Here is a 21,868-nt window from a genome sequence, read left to right as displayed (position 1 = left end):
TTACGGTATTCGCATATGAGCGAAGATAACAGCGTGTATGAGTTTAAAAATCCCAGATCCGGGTGCGGATACGCTTCATATAGGTCCTGATACCCAGTACAAAGACCGCCAGAAAATAAAAAATGATTGGAAACCCTACCGCTAAAAAAGAGGAATAAATAAAAAACAAACGAATTTTGGAGATAGACATATCAAACTTTTCCCCAAGATAGGTGGATACCCCAAAAGAATATCGCTCAAAAAAGGTTAGTATACGTTGTATCATTTTAAGCGGAATTAATAATTCTTGCTCCGATTGCACAATTTAAGCATTTTTTTCTGTCGCAGTATGTTTTTTTTAATTGAAGTAGTGCTTGTGAGCTATCGGCACCTACAACTTTTACTCCTAATTCTCTATAACGCAATATAATATGATTTGTTTCAGCTGGAATATTTTCTAACAGGTCTAAAGCACGATTACTAATCTCTTCATTGGAAATGTATTTACCATAACTGAATAATAAAACAGATACCGTGTTGATTAAAATATTAATTATTGATTCCTTGCCAAGTGATAGGGAACCTGGACGACAACTTTTTCCGGGCTTATTATGGGTTTGCCAATAGGGGCTTACGTTGATGGAACCAAAAAGTGCCTTAATTTCTTTTGCACCCCGGGCATCAAGCAACTTGGAAAACAATTGAGTGGAATGATGAAGCAGGGCGGCAAACTGCGATAAACGGATTGCAGGGAAATTTTGAGGCCGCAACCTTAAGTACTTCCACAAATAAGAGTCGATGGGATGTAGCTGGTATTTGTGCTTCAGGTAATGGTACTCTTTTTGAAGCGTGCCTATATATTCATCTTCTGGTGGTTCTTCTAAAAAACCGGCTTGTCCAAAGATTAGAGCTTCGAGCTGGAAGGGGTTTGTTTTATGCTTTTCAAGAATTTTTGAGGTTAAGGAACGGGCTACTAATTCGAAGGGCAGTGCATTAAGTTTAAACCCGAAGTTACGGGCAAGCAGGACATAGAAAGTCTGACTCCAATCGCCTTTATTTTCTTCCAGAAGCGTATATACGGCATTTGATTTTTCCTCTAGTCGTTCTGCAAGCATGCGTTGCAAACAACTTTGAATATGTACGGGATCTACCAATGCCAATTGTTTTTCGCAAGGAATCCAGGTCATGTTCTCAATAAGGAGATGGTAGCGATTTTCTATATTTTCGTTTATATAGGGTTTGATTTCGAGCACGCAGGGTTCTGTGCCGTCTTCACGGAATGCACTGCCATCATGTTCGTATACGACATGGAGAATAACATTGTTATAGGCCTTGTCATGGGTATGCTCATGGCGTTCCCAGTCGGAAGTTCTGATATGTATTTCGGCACTCCCTACCCATGTGGTACTGCCGATCCTGACGTGTACATCAACAAAATCAGGACCGGCATGACTATTATATAATCCTGGAGAAATAATTTCTATTGATTCTCCTTTTGTGGTACAGAGGAGTTTTTGATTAAACAACCTGTACTTCCAGATAAAATTGATAAAGTCTTCATTCATTGTGCTATCGGCTATAGTTTATGTATAGCAGAAAACGCAACACTTACATCGCTTCAAGTATAATCGCCATTTCATTTTGAACCTTACGTGCTTCTTCACGTGCAGCTTGGGCGAAATCATGTCCGGAGGATGCATATATCACAGCACGTGATGAGTTGATGAGTAATCCGCAATCTTTATTCATTCCATATTTACAAACGTCTATCAGGCTTCCACCTTGTGCGCCAACACCCGGGACGAGCAGAAAGTGATCGGGTGCATGTTTCCGGATGGTTAAAAAGGCATCGCCTCTTGTTGCACCTACCACGAACATGATATTTTCATTGCTCCCCCAATCTGCTGCCTTTTGGATCACTTTTTCAAAGAGCTTATTATCAGGATCTGCCTGCAGGAATTGGAAGTCCTTGCTGCCTTCATTAGAGGTAAGGGCCAGGATGATAGCCCATTTATCTTTAAACGTTAGAAAAGGTTTAACGGAGTCGGTTCCCATATAAGGTGCTACGGTAACGGAATCGAAGCTCATTCCGGAGGATGCCTGGTCAAAAAATGCCTTTGCATACATCTCTGAGGTGTTTCCTATATCGCCGCGTTTGGCATCTGCAATACTAAAGGTGTCTTTGGGCAGGTAATTCCAGGTGTCGATCAGACTTTTCCAGCCGGCCAATCCACGGCTTTCATAAAATGCGGTGTTAATTTTATAGGATACGCAATATTCTTTTGTTGCATCAATGATCTGTTTGTTAAATTCGAGTACAGGGTCTTCGGTATCAAGAAGATGTGCTGGTATTTTGGTAATATCGGTATCGAGACCTATACAAAGGAAAGATTTCTTTAGACGGATCTGCTCAATTAGCTCTTTACGGTTCATAGTATTATTATCCCTCAAAGTAACCAAATAAGTCAAGGGCTTTAAAATTTTTTTTACTATTTTTTTGTTTTTTCCAATTTATTGATTTAAAATTGTGCTTTATCTCAAAAAAGCAATCCCCTCTTCATCAAGAAAATTCATTAAGCCTTCTTTGCACATGTGATTTTCTCTTATGATTGTGGATTAACTTCTTAAAAAAGAATCCTATATAATATTTCAAATTGAATGAAAAGTACTGAATTGAACGACAAGCTTGTGTCCGAGCTTCGTGAGATTGCTAAATCCTTTGGTGTCGATGGCGCTGATGTCTTAAGAAAACAAGAACTTATCACTAAAATAAAGGAGCATACCTCACAACCTGCGGTTGCTAGCAACAATACTCCAACAACAGAAGCAATAAGCCCAGTGCCTGTAGCAACTACTGAGGAGGAAAAGCCAAAAAAGCGTAGCCGGACTGTAAAAACGAAAGAAGAAGCTCCCAAAGAGCCTACTGTTGCACCTGTAGAGGCTGCAACTATACTTACTACTCCTACTCCGGTTGAAGAACCTGAAGTAGTGGTAAACCAAGTAGAAGCAACTCAGCAGCCTGTGGTTACTGAGCAACCTGCTGCTGCCGTTCCTAATTTACCCCGACCGAGAAGACAGATCACCATCAAACAGGAGCGTACAGTTTCTGCACCGGTTGAGCCTTCTTCAAGAAGAGTGGAACCATCAGGAAACACAGAAGCTCCATCCCGAAGAGTGGAAGCGCCTTCAAACGCTGAAGTTCCAACCAGAAGGGAAGAAAATCAATTGAATGGGGAGTCTGCTTCTGCTGAACCCAGAGCACCACGGTTTGAGAAAAGGTTTAATACCGCTTCTGGTAGATCTGTTGAAAGCCGTCCTGTGGTACAGGAAACCCGTCTTTCTGATCAGAATGCTGCTGTTAATCTGGATTTTGATAATGTAATTGTGAATGAAGGTGTTTTGGAAATCATGCCTGATGGGTATGGCTTTCTGCGCTCTTCGGATTATAATTACCTATCCTCTCCGGATGATATTTATGTATCACAGTCGCAGATTAAGTTATTCGGTTTAAAAACCGGCGACACAGTAAGAGGTAGCATCCGTCCCCCAAAGGAAGGTGAAAAGTACTTTCCATTAGTTCGTGTGGAAGCCATTAACGGCCGCATGCCAGCTGAAGTACGGGATAGGGTTCCTTTTGATTACCTGACTCCTTTATTTCCTACGGAAAAGTTAAATCTTTTCATGGATACCACCCATAGTTCAACGCGTATTATTGACATGTTTACCCCGATTGGTAAAGGTCAGCGTGGTTTAATCGTGGCTCAACCGAAGACAGGTAAAACTATTTTATTGAAGGATGTGGCTAATGCAATCGCAAAAAACCATCCTGAAGTATATCTGATCATCCTGCTAATTGATGAGCGTCCGGAAGAAGTAACTGACATGGCAAGAAGTGTGCGTGCAGAAGTGGTTTCCTCTACTTTTGATGAGCCTGCTGAACGACATGTGAAGATTGCCAACATCGTGCTTGAAAAAGCGAAACGGATGGTTGAATGCGGACATGATGTTGTGATTTTGCTTGACTCGATCACTCGTTTAGCCCGTGCTTATAATACAGTTGCTCCTGCTTCAGGAAAGATTCTTTCGGGTGGGGTTGATGCGAATGCGTTACACAAGCCGAAGCGTTTCTTTGGTGCGGCACGTAACATTGAAGATGGCGGTTCGCTTACTATTTTAGCTACTGCACTGATTGATACTGGTTCTAAAATGGATGAGGTTATTTTCGAAGAGTTTAAGGGTACCGGTAATATGGAACTTCAACTGGATCGTAAATTGGCTAACAAACGTATTTACCCTGCAATTGATCTTACTGCTTCCAGCACACGTCGTGATGATCTTCTTTTAGATAAAGAAAGTTTACAACGGATTTGGATCCTTCGTAATCATCTTGCAGATATGAATTCTCAGGAATCAATGGAATTCTTGCTGAGTCAAATGAGAGGTACTAAGTCCAACGAGGAGTTTTTAGTATCCATGAATAGTTAACTATAATGAAAAAACATATACCTAACGCCATCACTTGCCTTAATTTATTAAGCGGGTGTGTTGGTGTTACGTTTGCCTACAGTAATAATCTGATCTATGCTGCTATCTTCATTTTTATTGCAGCTGGATTTGATTTTATTGACGGAATGTCTGCCCGGGTTTTAAAGGTACACTCCCCTTTGGGAAAGGAACTTGATTCACTTGCCGACATGATCAGCTTTGGATTTCTACCAGCCTCTATTGTATACCAGCTCTTTTTGCAGGCACCACAATTGGGAGAGATGAGTGTTTATTTAAACTACTCCGCATTTTTTATAGCGATGTTTTCAGCTTTACGGTTAGCAAAGTTTAATATTGACCCGCGTCAGGGGGATCATTTTATTGGACTTCCTACTCCTGCTGTGGCGATTCTAATTGCATCTCTGCCATTTATTACCGCCGGAGGTGGTAGTTTTTGGATGGCTTTTATACAGAATCCCTTCTTCCTATTCATCTTCAGTATTGGATCTGGCATTTTACTGGTCATGGAAGTTCCACTGATTTCTTTTAAATTCAGAAATTTTGAACTTAGAGAAAACCTGTTTCGCTATATATTGATATTATCTGCGGTGATCCTGATCTTAATCTTTAAGTTTGCAGCTGTTCCGATACTTATATTTTTATATATCGTTTTATCCATCATTCAATTTACATTTATAAGATGAAATTTATTGCCGAAATCAATGTAATGCCTTTAAAAGAAATTCTTGATCCTCAAGGTAAAGCCGTAACCGGTAGTATGAAAAACCTGGATCTTGCTGAAATTCAAAACATCCGGATAGGCAAACATATTACACTTGAAATAAATGCCGACACTGAAGAAATTGCACGTCAGAAAGTAGATACTGCTTGTAAAAAATTATTGGCTAACCTGATTATGGAAAGCTATGAGTTTGAATTAACGGCAGTTTAATAAAAGCTGATCGATACAGCTCTCATTTCATTAACTCAAGTTGCCTTTGTTTATTTGGCAACTTGAGTTTTTTTTTGCATCATTTTACGGTGCTTGTTCTGTTTTTTCCTCGTTCTTATTGGTATTGAATATTCCTTTAACCTTCCTTGATCCATTATCAGCAATAAGATACATACAAGGTACCAGGATTAAAGTAAGGAAAGTAGCGAAACTGAGTCCGAAGATCATGGTCCAGGACAAAGGTCCCCAGAAAGCGACGTTGTCTCCTCCGAAGTATAAGTGAGGATTAAACTCGCTGAACAGTAACTGAAAGTCGATATTTAACCCAACTGCTAAGGGAATTAATCCCAACATGGTGGCGGTGGCTGTTAGCAACACCGGGGTCATTCGTGTTTTTCCAGCTTCTATAGCCGCATCTTTTGTCGACATCCCCTGCTCGACCATCAGCTCTGTAAACTCCACTAAAAGTATTCCATTTCGCACTACAATACCGGCAAGGGCAATGATACCTACTCCGGACATGACGATTGACATTTCCATCTGAAAAATAACCACACCAAGCAATACGCCAATTACACTAAACAGTACTTCACTTAATATAATAAGTGGTTTGCTAATGGAATTGAACTGTAAGACCAGGATAATAAGTATTAACCCGAAAGCCGTCATCAGGGCACCTCCTAAAAAAGCGGCGGTTTCCATTTGTTCTTCCTGCTCACCGGCCATTTTTATTTCAACTCCATCGGGAGACTTAAACTGGTTTATTGAGGATTGAATGGATGCAACTACTTCATTGGAATTGTAATCGCCTAAAACGTTGGATGAAAGGATGATAATTCTTTTCTGCTGCTTCCTTTTAATTCCTCCATAGGTATTGATGTAGTCCATGTCGGCAAATGAGGACAAGGGAACCTGTCGTATTTGTCCGCCCATAGCCATATCCCGATAGGTAACCTTCATATTTCTTAAGGATTGCAGGTTATTGCGCTGGTCTTCTTTTGCCCTAACATTTATTTCGTAATCTTCATCATCGTCGCGAAACTTAGATACTTCCTTTCCATAAATGGCTGTACGAAGTTCCATACCGATCTGTCCGCTGGAAATACCTTCCCGGTTAGCCCTCTCCCTATTTATATTGAAAAGAATTTCCGGTTTGTTATTCTGAAAATCAGATTTAAGATCTTCTACTCCGTCGATATTTTGGGCATCAAGATATTTCTTAAGCCTGTCTGATGCTTTCACTATGGAATCGAGGTTATCTCCCGTTATTTCGATAGAAATAGGTTTTGCGGTAGGTGGTCCGGATTGCTCTTTAGTGACAGCGATAGCAGCTCCTGGAATTCCCTTTACTGCATTCCTCACTTTATCGAGATACAGGGAAGTATTTTCGCCATGGCGCTTGCCGAACTCCACAAAGGCTACTGTGACTTTCCCCCTGTTGGGGTATTCCCCCTGATCTTCATCCTGCGGATCGGTAACCCCTACTGTGACGTTGGAAATAATGGAAGAAACGATTTTATTATTTTTCCCTCCTACGGCCTGAGTGACCCGATCTTCGAGCTTTTTAATTACTTCATTGGTGTAGGCCTGATCGGTACCTACCGGTAACTGTGCGTAAACGTAGATAAAGTTGGGATCTGATTCGGGAAAGAACACTACTTTTGGAGGCACTACAGCTACCAGAAGAATGGACAGAATAAACAGTCCGATGGTACTGAATATTATAGTACGGGGGCGTTCAACTGCCCATGTTAATACCTGAACGTACTTTCTCTGAAAAGCAGGCCAGGCAGTTTCCTGGAATGACTTTACTGCTCGTGTAAAAAAGAAATGGTTAGCAAGATAAATAAGGGCCAAAAAGACAACAAAGTTGCCTAAGCCAAAGTTGAACAAGTAACATAGGCCCGCCAGAACAAGCATCACAACAAGGACACGTTTAACCGACCGATCAAATTTAGGTTTCTGATTCACCTCGTGCTCCTCATGCGATTCCATAAAATCTACCGCAAACACCGGGTTGATAATATAGGCTACCACCAAGGAAGCGAGTAACGTGATAATAAGTGTTACCGGAAGAAAAAACATAAATTCTCCTATAATTCCGGGCCAGAACAACAGGGGGACAAACGGAGCCAGCGTAGTTAATGTACCGGAAAGTACAGGAAGAAATACTTCACCAGCAGCCATTTTAGCGGCTCGTTTAATGGGAACTTTACCGTTGTCGAAAATCCGGTGCGTGTTTTCAATCACCACGATGGCATCATCTACAACAATACCTAGTCCCAACAAGAAGGAGAACAGCACGATCATATTCATCGTAAAGCTAAATCCAAACAGCGCTCCCAATGCAGGCATGGTTAAAAACGCGATGAACATGGATAAAGGGACTGACATGGCCACAAACAAGGCATTGGTCACTCCCATGAAAAACATCAGAATGACTGTGACCAGGATAAACCCAATAATGATGGTATTGATCAGGTCATGGAGAGTTACCCTGGTTTGATCTGACTGATCGCCGGTTACGGTAATCTCCAGGTTTTGAGGTAAGGTAGTTCCCTTCATTTCTTTGATTAGTGCATTGATCTTATCAGATGCTTCAATCAAATTTTCTCCACTTCGCTTTTTTACATTCAGGGTAATTACATTCTTTCCATATAAACGGGCATAACTATTTTGCTCTTTAAAGGAATCTTCTACATCTGCAATATCCTTGAGATACACAACAGATCCGGTTGCCGATTTCACTATAATATTTGAAATTTCTTCGGCACTGACGAAGTCTTTCTTTATATTCAGGGTACGACGAACACCGTCCATCTTTACTGTACCTCCGGAAATAGTCATGTTTTCATACTTTACCGCATTTTCAATATCGGTAAAGGAAATCTTTGCGGCAGCCATTTTCGGCAGGTCCACATTGATTTGCACTTCAGGGTCAAGGGCTCCTACAATGTCCACGCCTGAAATCTCTTTCAAACTTTCAATCTGATCCTCCAGGTCATCGGCGTACTTCTTTAAACTTTTCAAATCATAGTCACCAGATATATTGACGTACATGATGGGAAGATCAGATAGATTGATATCCTGTACATCCGGTTCGTTTGGCAGGTCGCTTGGCAGATCCTGCCGCGATTTGTCCACGGCATCTTTTACCCGCTGCTTGGCATCTTCAATCAGTACTCCGGTGTTGAACTCTGCTGTGATGATGGAAAAGTCCTGGTATGAATTGGATGTTATTTTCTTTAAACCTTTAATTCCTCGTAATTCCTTCTCGATCTGTTTGGTTACCAGATTCTCCATATTGGCAGGAGATGTACCCGGATAAATCGTCTGAATAAATATTTTAGGAATAATAATCTCCGGAAAGTTCTCCTTCGGCAGACTATTATAGGCTCTGATTCCCATCAGGGTAACAATAATAGTCAGCACATAGATGGCCATCTTATTATCTATTGCCCAGCTGGAGGGTCCAAATTCTTTATTTAAGTCTTTCATGTGATCGGTATTGTGAGGTAAGACCTATGAGCTTTTGAGAGATCTTAATTTAAATTTTAATCAAGTCGCCATCATTCAAATCCTGGAATCCTGCGGTGATAACCTTATCCCCTGCTTTTAATCCACTTAATACCTGAGCCTGTCCGGCTGATATTTTACCTGATTTGATAGTTGTCCGTTTCGCTTTTCCTTTTTCGGCAATGAAAACATATTCACCGCTTTCGGATCTTTGAATGCTATTGATCGGCACTGTTAGGGTGTTTTTGGATTCAAAATCTATAATTTTAAGAATTGCAAGCATATTGGGACGATAACTGCGTTTAGGAGGGAGTTTGACTTCTACCATAAAACTTCGGGAGGAGGGGTCAATAACCTTGGAGGCGAAGGTTACTTGGGTGTTTAAACTATCAGGAATATCAGGAAAAATCACCTTCACATCATCTCCTGAGTTCACCATTGAACCGTAAGATTCAGCAAGCTCTGCTTTAACGCGAAGATTACTGGCATTCAAGACTGTTATTCCAGGCATCCCTGGACTAACGGCTTGTCCCAGTTTAAGATCCATCCGGTCTACCGTCCCTGCTATTGGAGATTTCAGTCTAAATGTAGAAAGCTGAGATCGCAGTACGGCCATTTGTTTTTCTAAGCCATCTCTTTGTGCTTTAACATTCAGAAATTGCACTTCAGTACCTATTTTTTGGTCCCAAAGATTCTTCTGACGCTGAAAGATGTTCTTTGCCAGATCCAGTTGTGTTTGTACCTGTGCTACATTCTGAAGGAGTACCTTATTATCCAGCTGAGCCAGCACCTGTCCTTTACTTACGTTTTGTCCTGCCCTTACATAGATTGCAGTAATGACACCGGGAGATTCTGCGCTAACCTGTACATTTTCCTGTGCATCCACTTTTCCCTGCACCTCTACATAACTGTTGAAAGTCACCGGTTTTACTTCTGTAACCGCCACGTCTACAGTTTGCTGCTGAGGTTTGGTGCCGACTTCTTTTTCGAGATCAGCAATTTTGCTGTCAAGCGAAGTACGTGTTTTTTTTAATTGCTCTAATTCAGCTTTTTTGTCTTTGGGTTTTCCACATGCAACGATGAAAACCAGTACTGCCAAATAAATTAAGTTCTTCATTATTTTTCTATTTGCTCTTTTAATGGATCCGCCCATAGGCATTTTCTAAATCTACTTTGCTTATCAAAGCGTCATATAATGCCTGGATATAGTTATTTTCAGACTGCTCTAACTCTGTTTGAGCCTGGGTAACTTCAATACTTGAACCGACACCCTCCTGGTATTTTATTTTCGATACGCGCAGTACTTCACGAGCAAGCTCCATATTAGCTTGTTGATTTTTTAAAGATTTCACTCCATTCTGGTAGGTAATACGAGCTTGCTCCTGTTGGAGTAGAATTCCATTTCTAACATTATTGAGCGTATTATCTAACTTTTGAAGCTCTACCTGTGCTTGTTTAACTCGATATTTACGTTGGAAACCGTTAAAAATTGGAATATTAAGTTGTAAGCCTACTACTGTATTGGGGTATTTATTATCAAACAGATCGCCAAAACGGTTGGCCTGGTACTGATAGGATGAGCTACCGAAAGCAGAGAGTGATGGGAGGTACTCCGATTTTAAGTTTTGTAAATTGAGGTCATTCAGCTTCCGTTGAGTTTCTAATAAGCCATACTCAATTCTATTCCGGTAAGCTGTAGTATCTACCTCAATCGATGTGTTACTATCGAAAACCACGTCGACAATCTTATCCTTTACCTGTAAACTATCTGTAACAGTCATACCGATCTGGAACTTCAACAGTTGATTGGATAACACAAGCAATCGTTCTGTATTTTCTCTTGTAGTTAAAAGATTATTATAAAGAACCCTGATGCGGTCAAGATCAATTTTTTCAGCGAAGCCTTGTTTGTTTAATTCGGTAGTTTCTTTTACCTGCTGACCCAATTGAGTCACGTTCGCATTTAAAAGCCTCAATTGTTCATTGCTGACCAGAACCTGGTAGTAGGCTTTAGAAACCGCTACGTTTGTGGCGATCTTAGTCCGGTTAAAACTACGCACGCTTAGTTCTTTGTACGTTTTGGCTCCCTTTAAAGCAACGATATAACTACCGCTAAATAAAAGCTGACTAATTGATACCCCTGCACTGGATTGGTATTTTACGCCAAACTTTACTGGTTTAAATGTGCCGGGTTCATCAAAAAACTCTCCTGGAAGCAGCGTAGTAGGAATCTTTAAGAAATCCTGAAAGTCGGCGCTGGCGCTAAGCTGCGGTAAACCTCTTCCAATCGTTTCTTTTACTGCATAGTTCGCCTTTTCTATATCCAGTTTTGCATTTTTCAACGAGTCCTGGTTTTCATACGCATACTCGAGGCATTCCTGTAAGTTGAATTTAAATGTTCTTTCCGGGGAATATTTTTGCGCCTTTAAAGTGACGCTGCTAAAAAGCATGAAGGTGAGCAATAGGGTATTTCTCATAATCCTATATTATTCTTCTATTATTTGTTTGTATTCATTGATTAAGACATGTCCTTTTAAGGTGCATAAACCATATAAAAAATGCTCAGTAATTTCGGTCATTACCTCTGATAAGTCAAAATTACCAATAGGATAAACAATATGATTAAAAATTGCATCTACCTGATCCATACGCATTATAGAGAGTATTTCCATATTTATATTTCCCCTGTAAAGGCCTTCGCGAATACCTCTTTTGAAGTTTTTGATCAGGCAGCCCCGCATATTATCATAACGATGATTTTGGAACAGCTGCCATGTTTGAGGGTGAAACTTCTGAAGGTCATAAAATATAATTGGGTTCATTCTGGAGATGAGACCACTTAACTGTGCAACCACATGAAAGATCTCTTCTACTGCATTGTTTGTTTCCAGCTCATTCTTGGCCATTACACTGGTTTCCCTTCCAAGCATTTCTGTGATAAGCAAATGGACTAGTTCATCCTTATCTCTAAAATGGACATAGATGGTTCTCTTGGATATGCCCAGATCTTTGGCCAGATCATCCATAGTGATTCGCTTAATGCCATAGTGGCAAAACAAAACTTCAGCTTGTACCAAAATTCTTTCTTTTAATTCGGGTGTTGTCATCACGATCATCCTAATATAAAACTAGGAAAACTTTTTTGTTATTAAAAGTTTCCTAAAGAAATTGTATACTAAAAGGTGATATTAAGGTGTAAAGGATCATAATGTTGGTAAATAACTAATTTCAGAAATAGGCGCGCTCCTGATTTTTAAAGTCGCAAAGTCGTTATGTAAATTCTCTATTTTACCCGCAGCAGGAATAATCTGCTCAATGGAAAGAGAAAGGAGTTGAAAGAAAAAATCCTCAAAAAATACAGTGCTGATCAGACTTTATTTTTGAGGATTTGGAGCAAAAAATGCTTTAATCGTATGGATGTTTTGAAAACAATAAATAGCTTGAACTAGATCTTAGATAAAAGTTCTTGTTTGGCTTTCGCTAATCCTTCATAAATCAAGATACAGGTTTGATTTATTTCTAAAAAATCTGCTTCTATTGTATCTACATCGATTAATTTACGTGCATTGGATTCAATAACAGACATCATATCCTTAAGCTCATCGGCACCCACAAAAGCAAGTGTTGGTTTGATTTTATGCGCCAAATCAGCTGTAGCTTTCCAGTCTTTTTGCTGAATGGCTTCGCCTAATTGCGTAAAATAAATTGGAGTCTGCTCAATAAATATATCGATCATATCAATGATAAACTCTGTACTTCCTCCTGCGATGTCATTTAAATAGGCGAGATTTACGTCAAATATCTTTGTTTTCATGTTGTGTATGGAAAAATTTGTATACGTGCAAGTTATCTAAAAGTTGTTTAAATAGTTCAGCTATTTGCATTTTTAGAACAGGATGCATTAAGGATGGGGCAATTTCATTTAAAGGAGCAAGTGTAAACCTCCGTGTATGCAGCAGAGGATGGGGAATAACAAGGTCTGGTGATTGAATATGTTTCTGGTCATAGAATAATATATCAATATCTATAGTGCGTGAACCCCACTTTTCGACTCTTACTCTACCTAGCTGCTTTTCAATAAACTGTATCGCATGAAGCACTTGTTTAGGAGTTAGTTTAGTTTCGACCTGCATCACTTGATTTAGATATTTTGGCTGATCCTCTATTCCCCATGAAGCCGTTTCATAGATAGATGATTTCTTTATGATCATACCAATGTCTTCATGTATTAATTGAGCTGCTTGTTCCAGATAATATATTCTGTCTCCAAGATTGCTTCCGAGTAACAAATATATAATGTGCATAAAACTTAATAAGCATGTAACGTTTCAAATATATTCATATCTAATTGCATATAATTGTATTACTATTAAAGTTTACTTCCATGAAGGGTTTTTTTAAATTTGTTTTCGCTTCCATGCTTGGGTTTATCCTGTCGTTTATCGTACTGGGATTACTACTTGTAGTGGGTATTGTTGGTTTAATTTCTTCTGCTGGTGATGAACCTGCTAAAGTGGAAGCTAACTCGGTCATTCATTTCTCTTTAAATTATCCGATTGTAGAACGGACTATAAAAAACCCGCTCGACAATATTGATATTGCAGGTATTCATGGCGATAAAACCCTTGGATTGAACGACATCCTATCGGCACTAAAACGTGCTAAAAGCGATGAAAATATTAAGGGAATTTACCTGGACCTTTCTGGTGTTCAGGGCGGTATGGCCACCTTGGAAGAGATTAGAAATGGCCTTCTGGATTTTAAAAAGTCCAAAAAGTTTATTCTTGCCTACAGTGAAGTATATTCTCAAAAGGCGTATTATTTAGCTTCTGTAGCAGATAAAGTGTATATTAATCCGGAAGGAATATTGGAATTTACGGGTTTAAGTTCGCAATCTCCCTATTTTAAAGGTGCGTTGGAGAAACTTGAAATTGAAGCTCAGGTGATTAAAGTGGGAACGTACAAAAGTGCGGTAGAACCTTTTATCCTGGATAAAATGAGTGATGCCAATCGTAAACAGGTTACCTCTTTTCTTGGTTCCCTGTATCAACATCTGCTTTCCGGTGTTTCAACCTCTAGAAAGATCTCCAGAGATTCACTTTTTGCAATGGCTAATCAGTTAAAAATACAAAAAGCACAGGATGCGGTAACTTATAAATTGGTTGATGGTCTTCGTTATAAAGATCAGGTGATTGATGAATTAAAGACAAGAACGGGTATTGATAAAAAAAATGATTTGAAATCTATCAGCCTGATGGATTACATGAAGGCGAATACGCCTGAAGAAGGTGACATGGATTCTCGTGTAGCTGTCGTATATGCCTCCGGAGAGATTACTGGTGGCGAAGGTGATGATGAGTCTATCGGATCTGAACGAATCTCCAGAGCTTTGCGCAAAGTGCGTCTGGATAAAAAGATAAAAGCAGTTGTCTTTCGTATCAATTCTGGAGGAGGAAGCGCTCTTGCATCTGATGTGATCTGGAGAGAAGTTGCCTTAACCCGTAAAGTAAAACCTGTAATTGTTTCTATGGGTGATGTTGCCGCTTCCGGTGGTTACTATATTGCTTGTGCTGCTGACTCTATATTTGCCCAACCCAATACCATTACCGGTTCCATCGGTGTATTTGGAATTATCCCTAATATGCAGAAGTTCTTTAATAATAAGCTGGGCATTACTTTCGATGGCGTTAAGACAGCGGAACATGCTGATCTGGGTACCACTTTAAGGCCTCTTACTGATTCAGAACGTTTTATTATTCAAACTGAAGTGAACCGGATCTATGCTACTTTTACTAAAAGAGTAGCGGATGGCAGAAAAAAGACCCAGGCTTATGTGGATAGTATCGGTCAGGGTAGAGTTTGGAGCGGTACCGAAGCGCTGAAAATAGGATTGGTAGATCGTTTAGGAAATATTGACGATGCTATTCGTTCCGCTGCTAAGATGGCTAAGATTAAAAACTATAAACTGGTTGCTTATCCGGCACAGAAAGATCCTTTCGAAGCGATATTCAGTGGGGGTGAGGATAAACTAAAAGAGCATTTCTCTAAATTACAGTTCGGAGATAACTATGTTTATTTTCAACAATTGCAATCTGCTTTAAAGTTAAACGGCATACAAGCCAGACTACCTTATACCATTTCTATCAGGTAGATACCACTAATCAAAAAAGAGAGGTATGCGGGCAAAACCTGTATGCCTCTTTTTTTTATACCTTTTTTCCTATTTTTGACGCGTATGGAAAACAAACCCATAGCACGAGTATTAAAATTATTGAGTCAACTGATGGAACTCCATGAGGAAAACTCTTTTAAGGTTAAAACTATTGCGACTGCTGGATTTACAATTGATAAACTGCCCTTTTCTATTGCAAAGAAAAGTCTGCAGGAGATGGAAGGAATCAGAGCAATTGGTAAAAGCGTTGCCGCAAAAGTGCAGGAACTGATTAAAACTGGCTCTTTAAAAGAACTGGATGACTTACTGGCAGATACCCCTCCTGGTGTGGTAGAAATAATGACTATCAAAGGCCTGGGACCGAAAAAAGTTCTGGTGATCTGGAAATCTCTGGGGATTGAAAACATAGGTGAACTCTATTATGCCTGTAATGAAAACAGGCTGATTGAAGCGAAAGGCTTTGGATTAAAAACGCAGGAAGAGATAAAAAAAGCAATCGAATTTAAGATGGCCAGCAATGGTCGCTTTTTATATGCGCAGGCGGAAAGCTTTGGTTATAATTTGCTCAATGACTTTAAAAAGGTTCTTACTCATGAATTAATTTCGTTTGTGGGTGCTTTCAGAAGGAAAGTGGAAATTATTGACGGCCTGGATCTATTGGTAGGAAGTCCCCTTAACACTTCAATTTTAGATTATTTTAACGCCCTAGACTATCTTAAAGTTATACAAACACAAGATAACAGCATTGAGGCAGAAAGTCCCGCCGGCATTAAAGTGTATATCCGTTTCTGCAATCCGGAGAATTATTACAAAACATTAGTGATCCAATCGGGAAGTACTGAACATATTAAAGAACTGGAGATCAGAATAGGGTCAGCTCTCCCTGATGTGGGATCAGAAGAAGAACTCTACACCTTAGCCGGCTTACCTTTTATAGAACCTGAGTTACGTGAAGGGGAATTTGAGTTTAAGCTGGCAGACCAAAAAGCATTACCGACTCTGATCCTGCAAACAGATTTAAAAGGCTCTTTGCATAATCATAGCACCTGGAGCGATGGCATTAATTCATTGGAGGAGATGGTTGTTTTTTGTAAAGAGGATATGCATCTGCAATACCTGGGAATCTGTGATCATTCTAAATCTGCTTTTTATGCAAAGGGACTAAGTGAAGAACGGGTACTGGCGCAACAAACAGAAATTGACTTGCTGAATACGAAATATGCCCCTTTCCGAATCTTTAAGGGAATAGAATCAGATATTCTCTTCGACGGGTCGTTAGATTATCCTGTTGAAATCTTATCGCGATTTGACTTTATTGTAGCTTCTATTCATTCCGTATTTAAGATGTCGGAAGAGAAAGCGACAAGCAGGCTGATTAAAGCGATTGAAAATCCATATACAACGATTCTGGGACATCCAACAGGACGTTTACTTTTAAGTAGAAGCGGGTATCCTGTTGATATTAAAAAAGTCATTGATGCTTGTGCTGAAAATGGGGTGGTTATTGAAATTAACGCGAATCCTTTACGCCTGGACATTGACTGGCGCTGGCATCAATATGCGATAGAGAAAGGAGTTATGCTTTCTATTAATCCTGACGCGCATAGTATTAATGGTTTCCGCGACACACATTACGGTGTCATGGCAGCAAGGAAAGGTGGGGTTTCGGCTGTAAACTGCCTTAACACACTTAGTATGGATGAAATCAATCTATTTTTTGAACGAAAACGATTAATTACAACGAATTGAAAATACTTATCATACGATTCAGTTCTATCGGTGATATTGTGCTGACTACGCCGGTAATTCGTTGTATCAAGCAGCAAATACCCGGGGTTGAAGTCCATTATATTACTAAAAAGGCTTATGAAAGTGTGTTGCAGTTTAATCCCTACATTGATAAGCTTCATCTGCACACCGGTTCTGTTGCTGACGCAGTTCAACTGCTTAAACCAGAAAACTTTGATTATATAATCGACCTGCATCACAACTTTCGGACACTTCGAATCAAGCGGGCTCTTGGCGTTCCCTCCTTTTCATTTAACAAGCTGAATATAGCCAAGTTTATACTGGTTCAACTGATGATCAACATCTTACCTCCTATACACATCGTAGATCGGTATCTGAATACAGTATCTGCACTAGGAGTTAAAAATGATGGAAAAGGTTTGGATTATTTCCTTGGTGAGGATTATTCACTCAAACAACTTTTGCCCGATACTCCTCATTCCTATATAGGCTTTGTCATTGGAGCACAACACCTTACAAAAAGGCTCCCTGTCCATAAGATCATCAGCATTTGCCAGTTAATTCAATCGCCCATCGTTTTACTTGGCGGAAAGGAAGATTTCAATACCGGCGAAGCGGTTGTATGTGCAACAGGAAAGCATGTTTTTAATGCTTGCGGGAAGTTTAATCTGAATGAATCTGCTTTTCTGGTTAAAGAGGCGCAACAGATCATTAGTCACGACACCGGATTAATGCACATAGCCGCGGCATTCAATAAGAAAATCATCTCCGTATGGGGTAACACTATTCCTGAATTTGGCATGTATCCTTACCTAGTTGAGGAGCATCATGCCATGGAAGTTAAGGGATTAAGCTGTCGGCCCTGCTCTAAAATTGGGTTTAAGAAGTGTCCAAGGGGACATTTTAAATGTATGAATAATCAAAATGAAACTGCAATAGCTGCAATTATTAATGCCTGATTAAAGCTCTGACAGAGGAAAATAATCCGGCATTACCACATTGAAGCTGATGCATAAATTTGTATTAAAAATTATAGCATGAAAAAATTACTTTTAATTCGCCATGGAAAATCAGATTGGAACAATCCAGATTTGAGTGATTTTGAGCGTCCATTGAATGAAAGAGGAATAAAAAACGCACCTATGATGGCGCAACGTTTACTGGACAATAATATAGTTCCTCAGAAGATAGTAAGCAGTCCTGCATTTAGAGCAAAACAAACCGCAGAACTATTTACTAAAACACTAGGAATTCCAAATACCGAGATCCAGTTCTCCAAGGAAATATACGAAGCTACTTCTACAGAATTATTAGGATTGATCAACATGTTTGATGATCAGTATAAATACATCGCGTTAGTTGGCCATAATCCAGGGATTACAGACTTGGCCCTCCATCTTTGTGACAGCGGTTTGTACAACCTTCCCACTTGTGGCATGGTCATGATTCATTTTCCTTTTACAAGCTGGGAAATGGTGAGTTATGAAACAGGGAGTATGACGTTTTTTGACTTTCCTAAAAGCGATACAGAAATAGATTCTATACTATCTTAACCGGTACATTTTACCGGGATGCACAACTATAATGTCCTGCATCTCCAGGTTTAATAATACCATGGCAAGTTTAGATTGCATCAGGCTGGTTGTATGTTGTAATTCATCTAAAGACGCCGAAACACGTGTCTGAAGAAATTCAACGATAACTTTTTCGTCACCATATAGATTTAATGGTAGATGAAGCTGATCATTTACTTGTTTAGGAGCAGCAGAGGGTAACCAATCGAGTATATACTCCACATCTTTGATACCTGTCACCAGGTGTGCTCGATTTGATTTGATCAGAAAATTACATCCGGCGGAGTAGATATCAGTTACTCTACCAGGAAATGCCATGACGTCCCTATCATAGGAATTGGCTAATTCGGCAGTGATCAGGGCACCCCCCTTTAACCCTGCCTCCACAATGATAGTAGCATCGGATAATCCGGCAACGATACGATTACGCTTAGGAAAATTTTCTTTATCGGGTTTGGTTTGAGAAATAAATTCAGTGAGTAAACCACCACAGCCTAACATACTTTCTGCGAGTGAACGATGCTGAGCGGGATAGATACGGTCCAAACCATGGCCAACTACACCAATAGTGGGCACACCATACTTCATACAGGCCCGATGAGCTGCTACATCAATACCATAGGCCAGACCACTTACAACGAGCACATTATGCTGCTGCAGGCCTTCAACGAGCTGATCTGTTAATTCTTTTCCATATCCTGTCGCATTCCGGGTTCCCACAATACTGATTACTTTGCTTTTATTTAGGTCTGAGTTGCCTTTGTAATATAAAAGAACCGGGGCGTCATAACAATTCTGCAAACGCTGAGGATAGTCCGGGGACGTACAAAAAAGCGTTTGAATCTTATATTTTTTTACAAACTGCAATTCTTCCTCTGCGCGATCCAGAAAGCTCTTTGAAAGAATGCTATCTGCTGTCTTGGGACCGATTCCGGCTATAGACATCAACTGCGACCGACTGGCTTTAAATACGTCCGCAGCATCTCCAAATTGATCTAAAAGCAAACGGGAAGTAACGACACCAACGCCGGGAATGAGGGTTAAGGCAATTTCGTATAAAGCGGACATAAGGTTCTATTGGGCAGGGCAATATACCACTAATTTTGTATCAAAAAACTCTTCTTCAAAGTATTTTGACAATGGATATATGGTCACCTTTTTCAAGCCAGAATCGGCTATTTCCTGCTCTAAATCTCCCCCTTTTAAATACAAGACCCCGTTGCTTAAAGAATTATGAGATTGCGATTCAAATTTACCTTTAATCCATGGGTAGAAATCCTTCAGTTGAGTAACGGCACGCGACACAATAAAGTGAAACTTGTCATCGATTTGCTCTGCGCGTGCATGAGTGGCCACCAGATTTTTTAAACCAATAGCCGAAGAAACTTCTTTTACCACTTTAATCTTTTTGCCAATTGAATCCACCAGATGGAACTGGGTTTCCGGAAACAAGATAGCTAGGGGAATGCCAGGAAAGCCCCCTCCGGTACCAACATCCAAAACCTTTTCTCCGGGTAAAAAAGAAATGATCCGGGCAATACCCAGCGAATGCAGGATATGTTTCAAGTACAAACTTTCGATGTCTTTTCGGGAAATTACATTAATTTGAGCATTCCAGATGCTATATAATTCTTCTAGCTGATTGAACTGATTCTTTTGTTCAATGCTGAGATCAGGAAAATAATGAGTAATAAGTTCAAAAGTCACTTGCGGGATTTTTTTTTCGGCGGGTTAAAATATTAGCTAAAAGATCTCGAGCACGGAACAGCTGTGCTTTGACTGTCCCAAGCGGAAGATCCAATTGCTTAGAGATCTCCTCGTAAGACATCTCTTCAAAATACCGGAGGTTGATTAAAACTTTGTAGCGCAATGGCAGCTTATCTACAATTAATTGAAGGGTTTCTTTTTGTTGTTTTTTAATAGAACGCTCTTCGGGGTTCAGTACATCCGATTTTATATCATAAAAGCGTTCCTCCCCTTCTTTGTCTTCCATTGCATTCATGGAAACAACATTGAGGCGCTTCTTACGTATAAAGTCAATGCAATTATTAGTCGCTATGCGGAATAACCAGGTACTGAATGCAAAATCAGGCTTATACTTTTCTAAGTTTTCAAATGCCTTTGCAAAGGTTTCAATAGTCAGATCCATTGCATCATCTCTATTATTCACCATCTTGATCGCCATAAAGTAAATGGAGTCCTTATAGCGCTGCATCAACTCCGCATAAGCCTTCTGATCTCCTTCTCTGGCACGTACTACCTGATTAAAGTCATTGATGGCATTACTTGAAAAATTAGGATTTACTTCCATTGGATTTTTCTCTTAAATGACGACACTATCCCTAGTACGATAATAAAGAAAATATAGAACAAATCCAAGATTGGAAACCACCAAATTAAATTTTTACATTTTAGCTTCCGCATGGAAGGAAAATAAACGATTACCTGAACGATTAGCCTTATAAAATAGATACTTAGCAATACCCACCAATGGATTTGCATAACAGCCATAATGCCCAATAAGATATAAAAGGCTATTGAAGAGCCTGCCTGAATGCTTAAAACTCGTATATGTTTACTTTTGTATGCCTTTCCAGCACCCATATGACGGATCTTTTGTTTCCATAGAGAAGCCCAGGTTTTTTTAGGTTCCGACCAGGTATGACTCTCCGGATCTATTTCAATAACCGTATTCATACGATTTGCATTTTCATTCACAAACAAATCATCATCTCCGGAAAGAATATGCATATGTGAAGCAAACCCTTTATTCTTAAAAAACAAAGTCTTGGTGTAACTCAAATTCCTTCCCACTCCCATATACGGATTGCCGGCCAATGAAAAAGAAAGATAGTTTAATGCTGTATTAAAAGTTTCAAAGCGGATAAAGGCATTTAAAAAGCCCTTTGATCTTTTATAAGGTGAAAAGCCTAAAACAATAGCCGTGTTTCCTCTGAAGTTGCTTTGCATGTGTCTAATCCAGTTCAAGGAAGACGGGCGACAGTCTGCATCGGTAAACAATAAGTGCTCATGTTGGGCAGCCTTAATACCAAGGGTTACAGCGAACTTTTTACCATGTTTATAACGGTCATGCTCATTCAGCGTAACCACTTTAAGATTTGCATACTGTTCGGAGAATTTTTTCAATATAAATTCAGAGTCGTCCGAAGAACAATCATTGACAACCACTACTTCAAAATAAGGGTAGTCCTGTTCCAGAAAGAAACTCAGGTTCTCCTTCAGGTTGACCTCTTCATTCCGGGCGCATATTATAACCGAGACCGGTAATAAAACATCTTCATTGGAATCAATTTTCTTATACCCTCTTAGGCGGCCATGGACCACTAAAATAAAGTATAGCTGTATAATAAGAGCTATTTGTAATAAAGCAAAAGCAAGTAAAAATGGGAAATTAGTCAAGGCGTATATTCATTTCTTCAG

The 21,868-nt window shown here is 39.7% G+C and carries 20 protein-coding genes; 7 read left to right on the top strand and 13 right to left on the bottom strand.

Annotated elements, in window-relative coordinates:
• Positions 1–43: 43 nt before the first annotated feature.
• The 3 genes from BFL47_RS20240 to pyrF are packed head-to-tail and all read right to left on the bottom strand — an operon-like array spanning position 44 to position 2,412.
• Positions 44–265 (bottom strand): hypothetical protein, encoded by a 222-nt coding sequence (locus tag BFL47_RS20240; RefSeq protein ID WP_016195122.1) that lies wholly within the window; start codon positions 263–265, stop codon positions 44–46.
• A 1-nt stretch (position 266) separates the two neighbouring features.
• On the bottom strand, positions 267–1,544 hold the full coding sequence (locus BFL47_RS11040; RefSeq protein ID WP_069659850.1) for a DUF2851 family protein: 1,278 nt from the start codon (positions 1,542–1,544) through the stop codon (positions 267–269).
• A gap of 43 nt (positions 1,545–1,587) precedes the next feature.
• On the bottom strand, positions 1,588–2,412 hold the full coding sequence (gene pyrF / locus BFL47_RS11035; protein ID WP_069659849.1) for an orotidine-5'-phosphate decarboxylase: 825 nt from the start codon (positions 2,410–2,412) through the stop codon (positions 1,588–1,590).
• Positions 2,413–2,637: 225 nt separating this feature from the next.
• Between pyrF and rho the strand changes: the two genes are divergently transcribed.
• The 3 genes from rho to purS are packed head-to-tail and all read left to right on the top strand — an operon-like array spanning position 2,638 to position 5,416.
• A complete protein-coding gene (rho, locus tag BFL47_RS11030) occupies positions 2,638–4,464 on the top strand; it encodes a transcription termination factor Rho (RefSeq protein WP_069659848.1) in 1,827 nt (608 codons plus the stop codon).
• A 5-nt stretch (positions 4,465–4,469) separates the two neighbouring features.
• Entirely contained in the window at positions 4,470–5,168 is a 699-nt protein-coding gene (locus BFL47_RS11025; RefSeq protein WP_069659847.1) for a CDP-alcohol phosphatidyltransferase family protein, read from the top strand.
• On the top strand, positions 5,165–5,416 hold the full coding sequence (gene purS, locus BFL47_RS11020; protein ID WP_069659846.1) for a phosphoribosylformylglycinamidine synthase subunit PurS: 252 nt from the start codon (positions 5,165–5,167) through the stop codon (positions 5,414–5,416). The genes BFL47_RS11025 and purS overlap by 4 nt, the downstream gene beginning before the upstream one ends.
• Before the next feature lie 84 nt (positions 5,417–5,500).
• Here the strand turns inward: purS and BFL47_RS11015 are convergent, their stop codons facing one another.
• The 6 genes from BFL47_RS11015 to folK form a co-directional block, all read right to left on the bottom strand.
• Positions 5,501–8,914 carry an efflux RND transporter permease subunit gene (locus BFL47_RS11015; RefSeq protein WP_069659845.1) on the bottom strand — a complete coding sequence of 1,138 codons (3,414 nt, stop codon included), beginning with the start codon at positions 8,912–8,914 and terminating at the stop codon, positions 5,501–5,503.
• A 49-nt stretch (positions 8,915–8,963) separates the two neighbouring features.
• Positions 8,964–10,049, bottom strand: coding sequence for an efflux RND transporter periplasmic adaptor subunit (locus BFL47_RS11010; RefSeq protein ID WP_069659864.1), 1,086 nt, complete (start codon positions 10,047–10,049; stop codon positions 8,964–8,966).
• A 19-nt stretch (positions 10,050–10,068) separates the two neighbouring features.
• Complete coding sequence (locus tag BFL47_RS11005) at positions 10,069–11,409, bottom strand: TolC family protein (RefSeq protein ID WP_069659844.1); 1,341 nt, start codon at positions 11,407–11,409, stop codon at positions 10,069–10,071.
• Positions 11,410–11,418: 9 nt separating this feature from the next.
• Positions 11,419–12,039 (bottom strand): TetR/AcrR family transcriptional regulator, encoded by a 621-nt coding sequence (locus tag BFL47_RS11000; RefSeq protein WP_069659863.1) that lies wholly within the window; start codon positions 12,037–12,039, stop codon positions 11,419–11,421.
• A 338-nt stretch (positions 12,040–12,377) separates the two neighbouring features.
• Entirely contained in the window at positions 12,378–12,746 is a 369-nt protein-coding gene (locus BFL47_RS10995) for an Hpt domain-containing protein (protein ID WP_069659843.1), read from the bottom strand.
• The gene (gene folK / locus BFL47_RS10990; protein WP_245681352.1) at positions 12,727–13,221 is read right to left on the bottom strand and encodes a 2-amino-4-hydroxy-6-hydroxymethyldihydropteridine diphosphokinase; all 495 of its coding nucleotides are present in this window, start codon (positions 13,219–13,221) and stop codon (positions 12,727–12,729) included. The genes BFL47_RS10995 and folK overlap by 20 nt, the downstream gene beginning before the upstream one ends.
• A gap of 95 nt (positions 13,222–13,316) precedes the next feature.
• On the opposite strand from folK, the gene sppA reads away from it, so the two are divergent.
• The 4 genes from sppA (at position 13,317) to BFL47_RS10970 (ending at position 18,406) form a co-directional block, all read left to right on the top strand.
• Positions 13,317–15,083, top strand: coding sequence for a signal peptide peptidase SppA (gene sppA / locus BFL47_RS10985; RefSeq protein WP_069659841.1), 1,767 nt, complete (start codon positions 13,317–13,319; stop codon positions 15,081–15,083).
• 84 nt (positions 15,084–15,167) lie between these two features.
• Complete coding sequence (locus BFL47_RS10980) at positions 15,168–16,853, top strand: DNA polymerase/3'-5' exonuclease PolX (protein WP_069659840.1); 1,686 nt, start codon at positions 15,168–15,170, stop codon at positions 16,851–16,853.
• Positions 16,850–17,812: a glycosyltransferase family 9 protein gene (locus BFL47_RS10975; protein ID WP_069659839.1), complete on the top strand. Its 963-nt coding sequence runs from the start codon at positions 16,850–16,852 to the stop codon at positions 17,810–17,812. The genes BFL47_RS10980 and BFL47_RS10975 overlap by 4 nt, the downstream gene beginning before the upstream one ends.
• Before the next feature lie 78 nt (positions 17,813–17,890).
• Positions 17,891–18,406, top strand: a complete 516-nt coding sequence (locus BFL47_RS10970) for a SixA phosphatase family protein (RefSeq protein ID WP_069659838.1) — start codon at positions 17,891–17,893, stop codon at positions 18,404–18,406.
• Here the strand turns inward: BFL47_RS10970 and dprA are convergent.
• Genes dprA through BFL47_RS10950 form a run of 4 tightly spaced genes read right to left on the bottom strand, consistent with a single transcriptional unit; the run spans position 18,398 to position 21,847 of the window.
• Complete coding sequence (gene dprA / locus BFL47_RS10965) at positions 18,398–19,495, bottom strand: DNA-processing protein DprA (protein ID WP_069659837.1); 1,098 nt, start codon at positions 19,493–19,495, stop codon at positions 18,398–18,400. The genes BFL47_RS10970 and dprA overlap by 9 nt on opposite strands.
• 6 nt (positions 19,496–19,501) lie before the next feature.
• On the bottom strand, positions 19,502–20,134 hold the full coding sequence (rsmG, locus tag BFL47_RS10960) for a 16S rRNA (guanine(527)-N(7))-methyltransferase RsmG (protein WP_069659836.1): 633 nt from the start codon (positions 20,132–20,134) through the stop codon (positions 19,502–19,504).
• On the bottom strand, positions 20,124–20,738 hold the full coding sequence (locus BFL47_RS10955; RefSeq protein WP_069659835.1) for an RNA polymerase sigma factor: 615 nt from the start codon (positions 20,736–20,738) through the stop codon (positions 20,124–20,126). The genes rsmG and BFL47_RS10955 overlap by 11 nt, the downstream gene beginning before the upstream one ends.
• Positions 20,729–21,847, bottom strand: coding sequence for a glycosyltransferase (locus BFL47_RS10950; protein ID WP_069659834.1), 1,119 nt, complete (start codon positions 21,845–21,847; stop codon positions 20,729–20,731). Before BFL47_RS10950 ends, BFL47_RS10955 begins: the two co-directional genes overlap by 10 nt.
• Positions 21,848–21,868 lie beyond the last annotated feature (21 nt).

The sequence above is a fragment of the Arcticibacter eurypsychrophilus genome (assembly GCF_001730525.1).
In the GTDB taxonomy this organism is placed as follows: Bacteria; Bacteroidota; Bacteroidia; order Sphingobacteriales; family Sphingobacteriaceae; genus Arcticibacter; species Arcticibacter eurypsychrophilus.
This window is presented reverse-complemented; position numbering and strand designations above follow the sequence as displayed.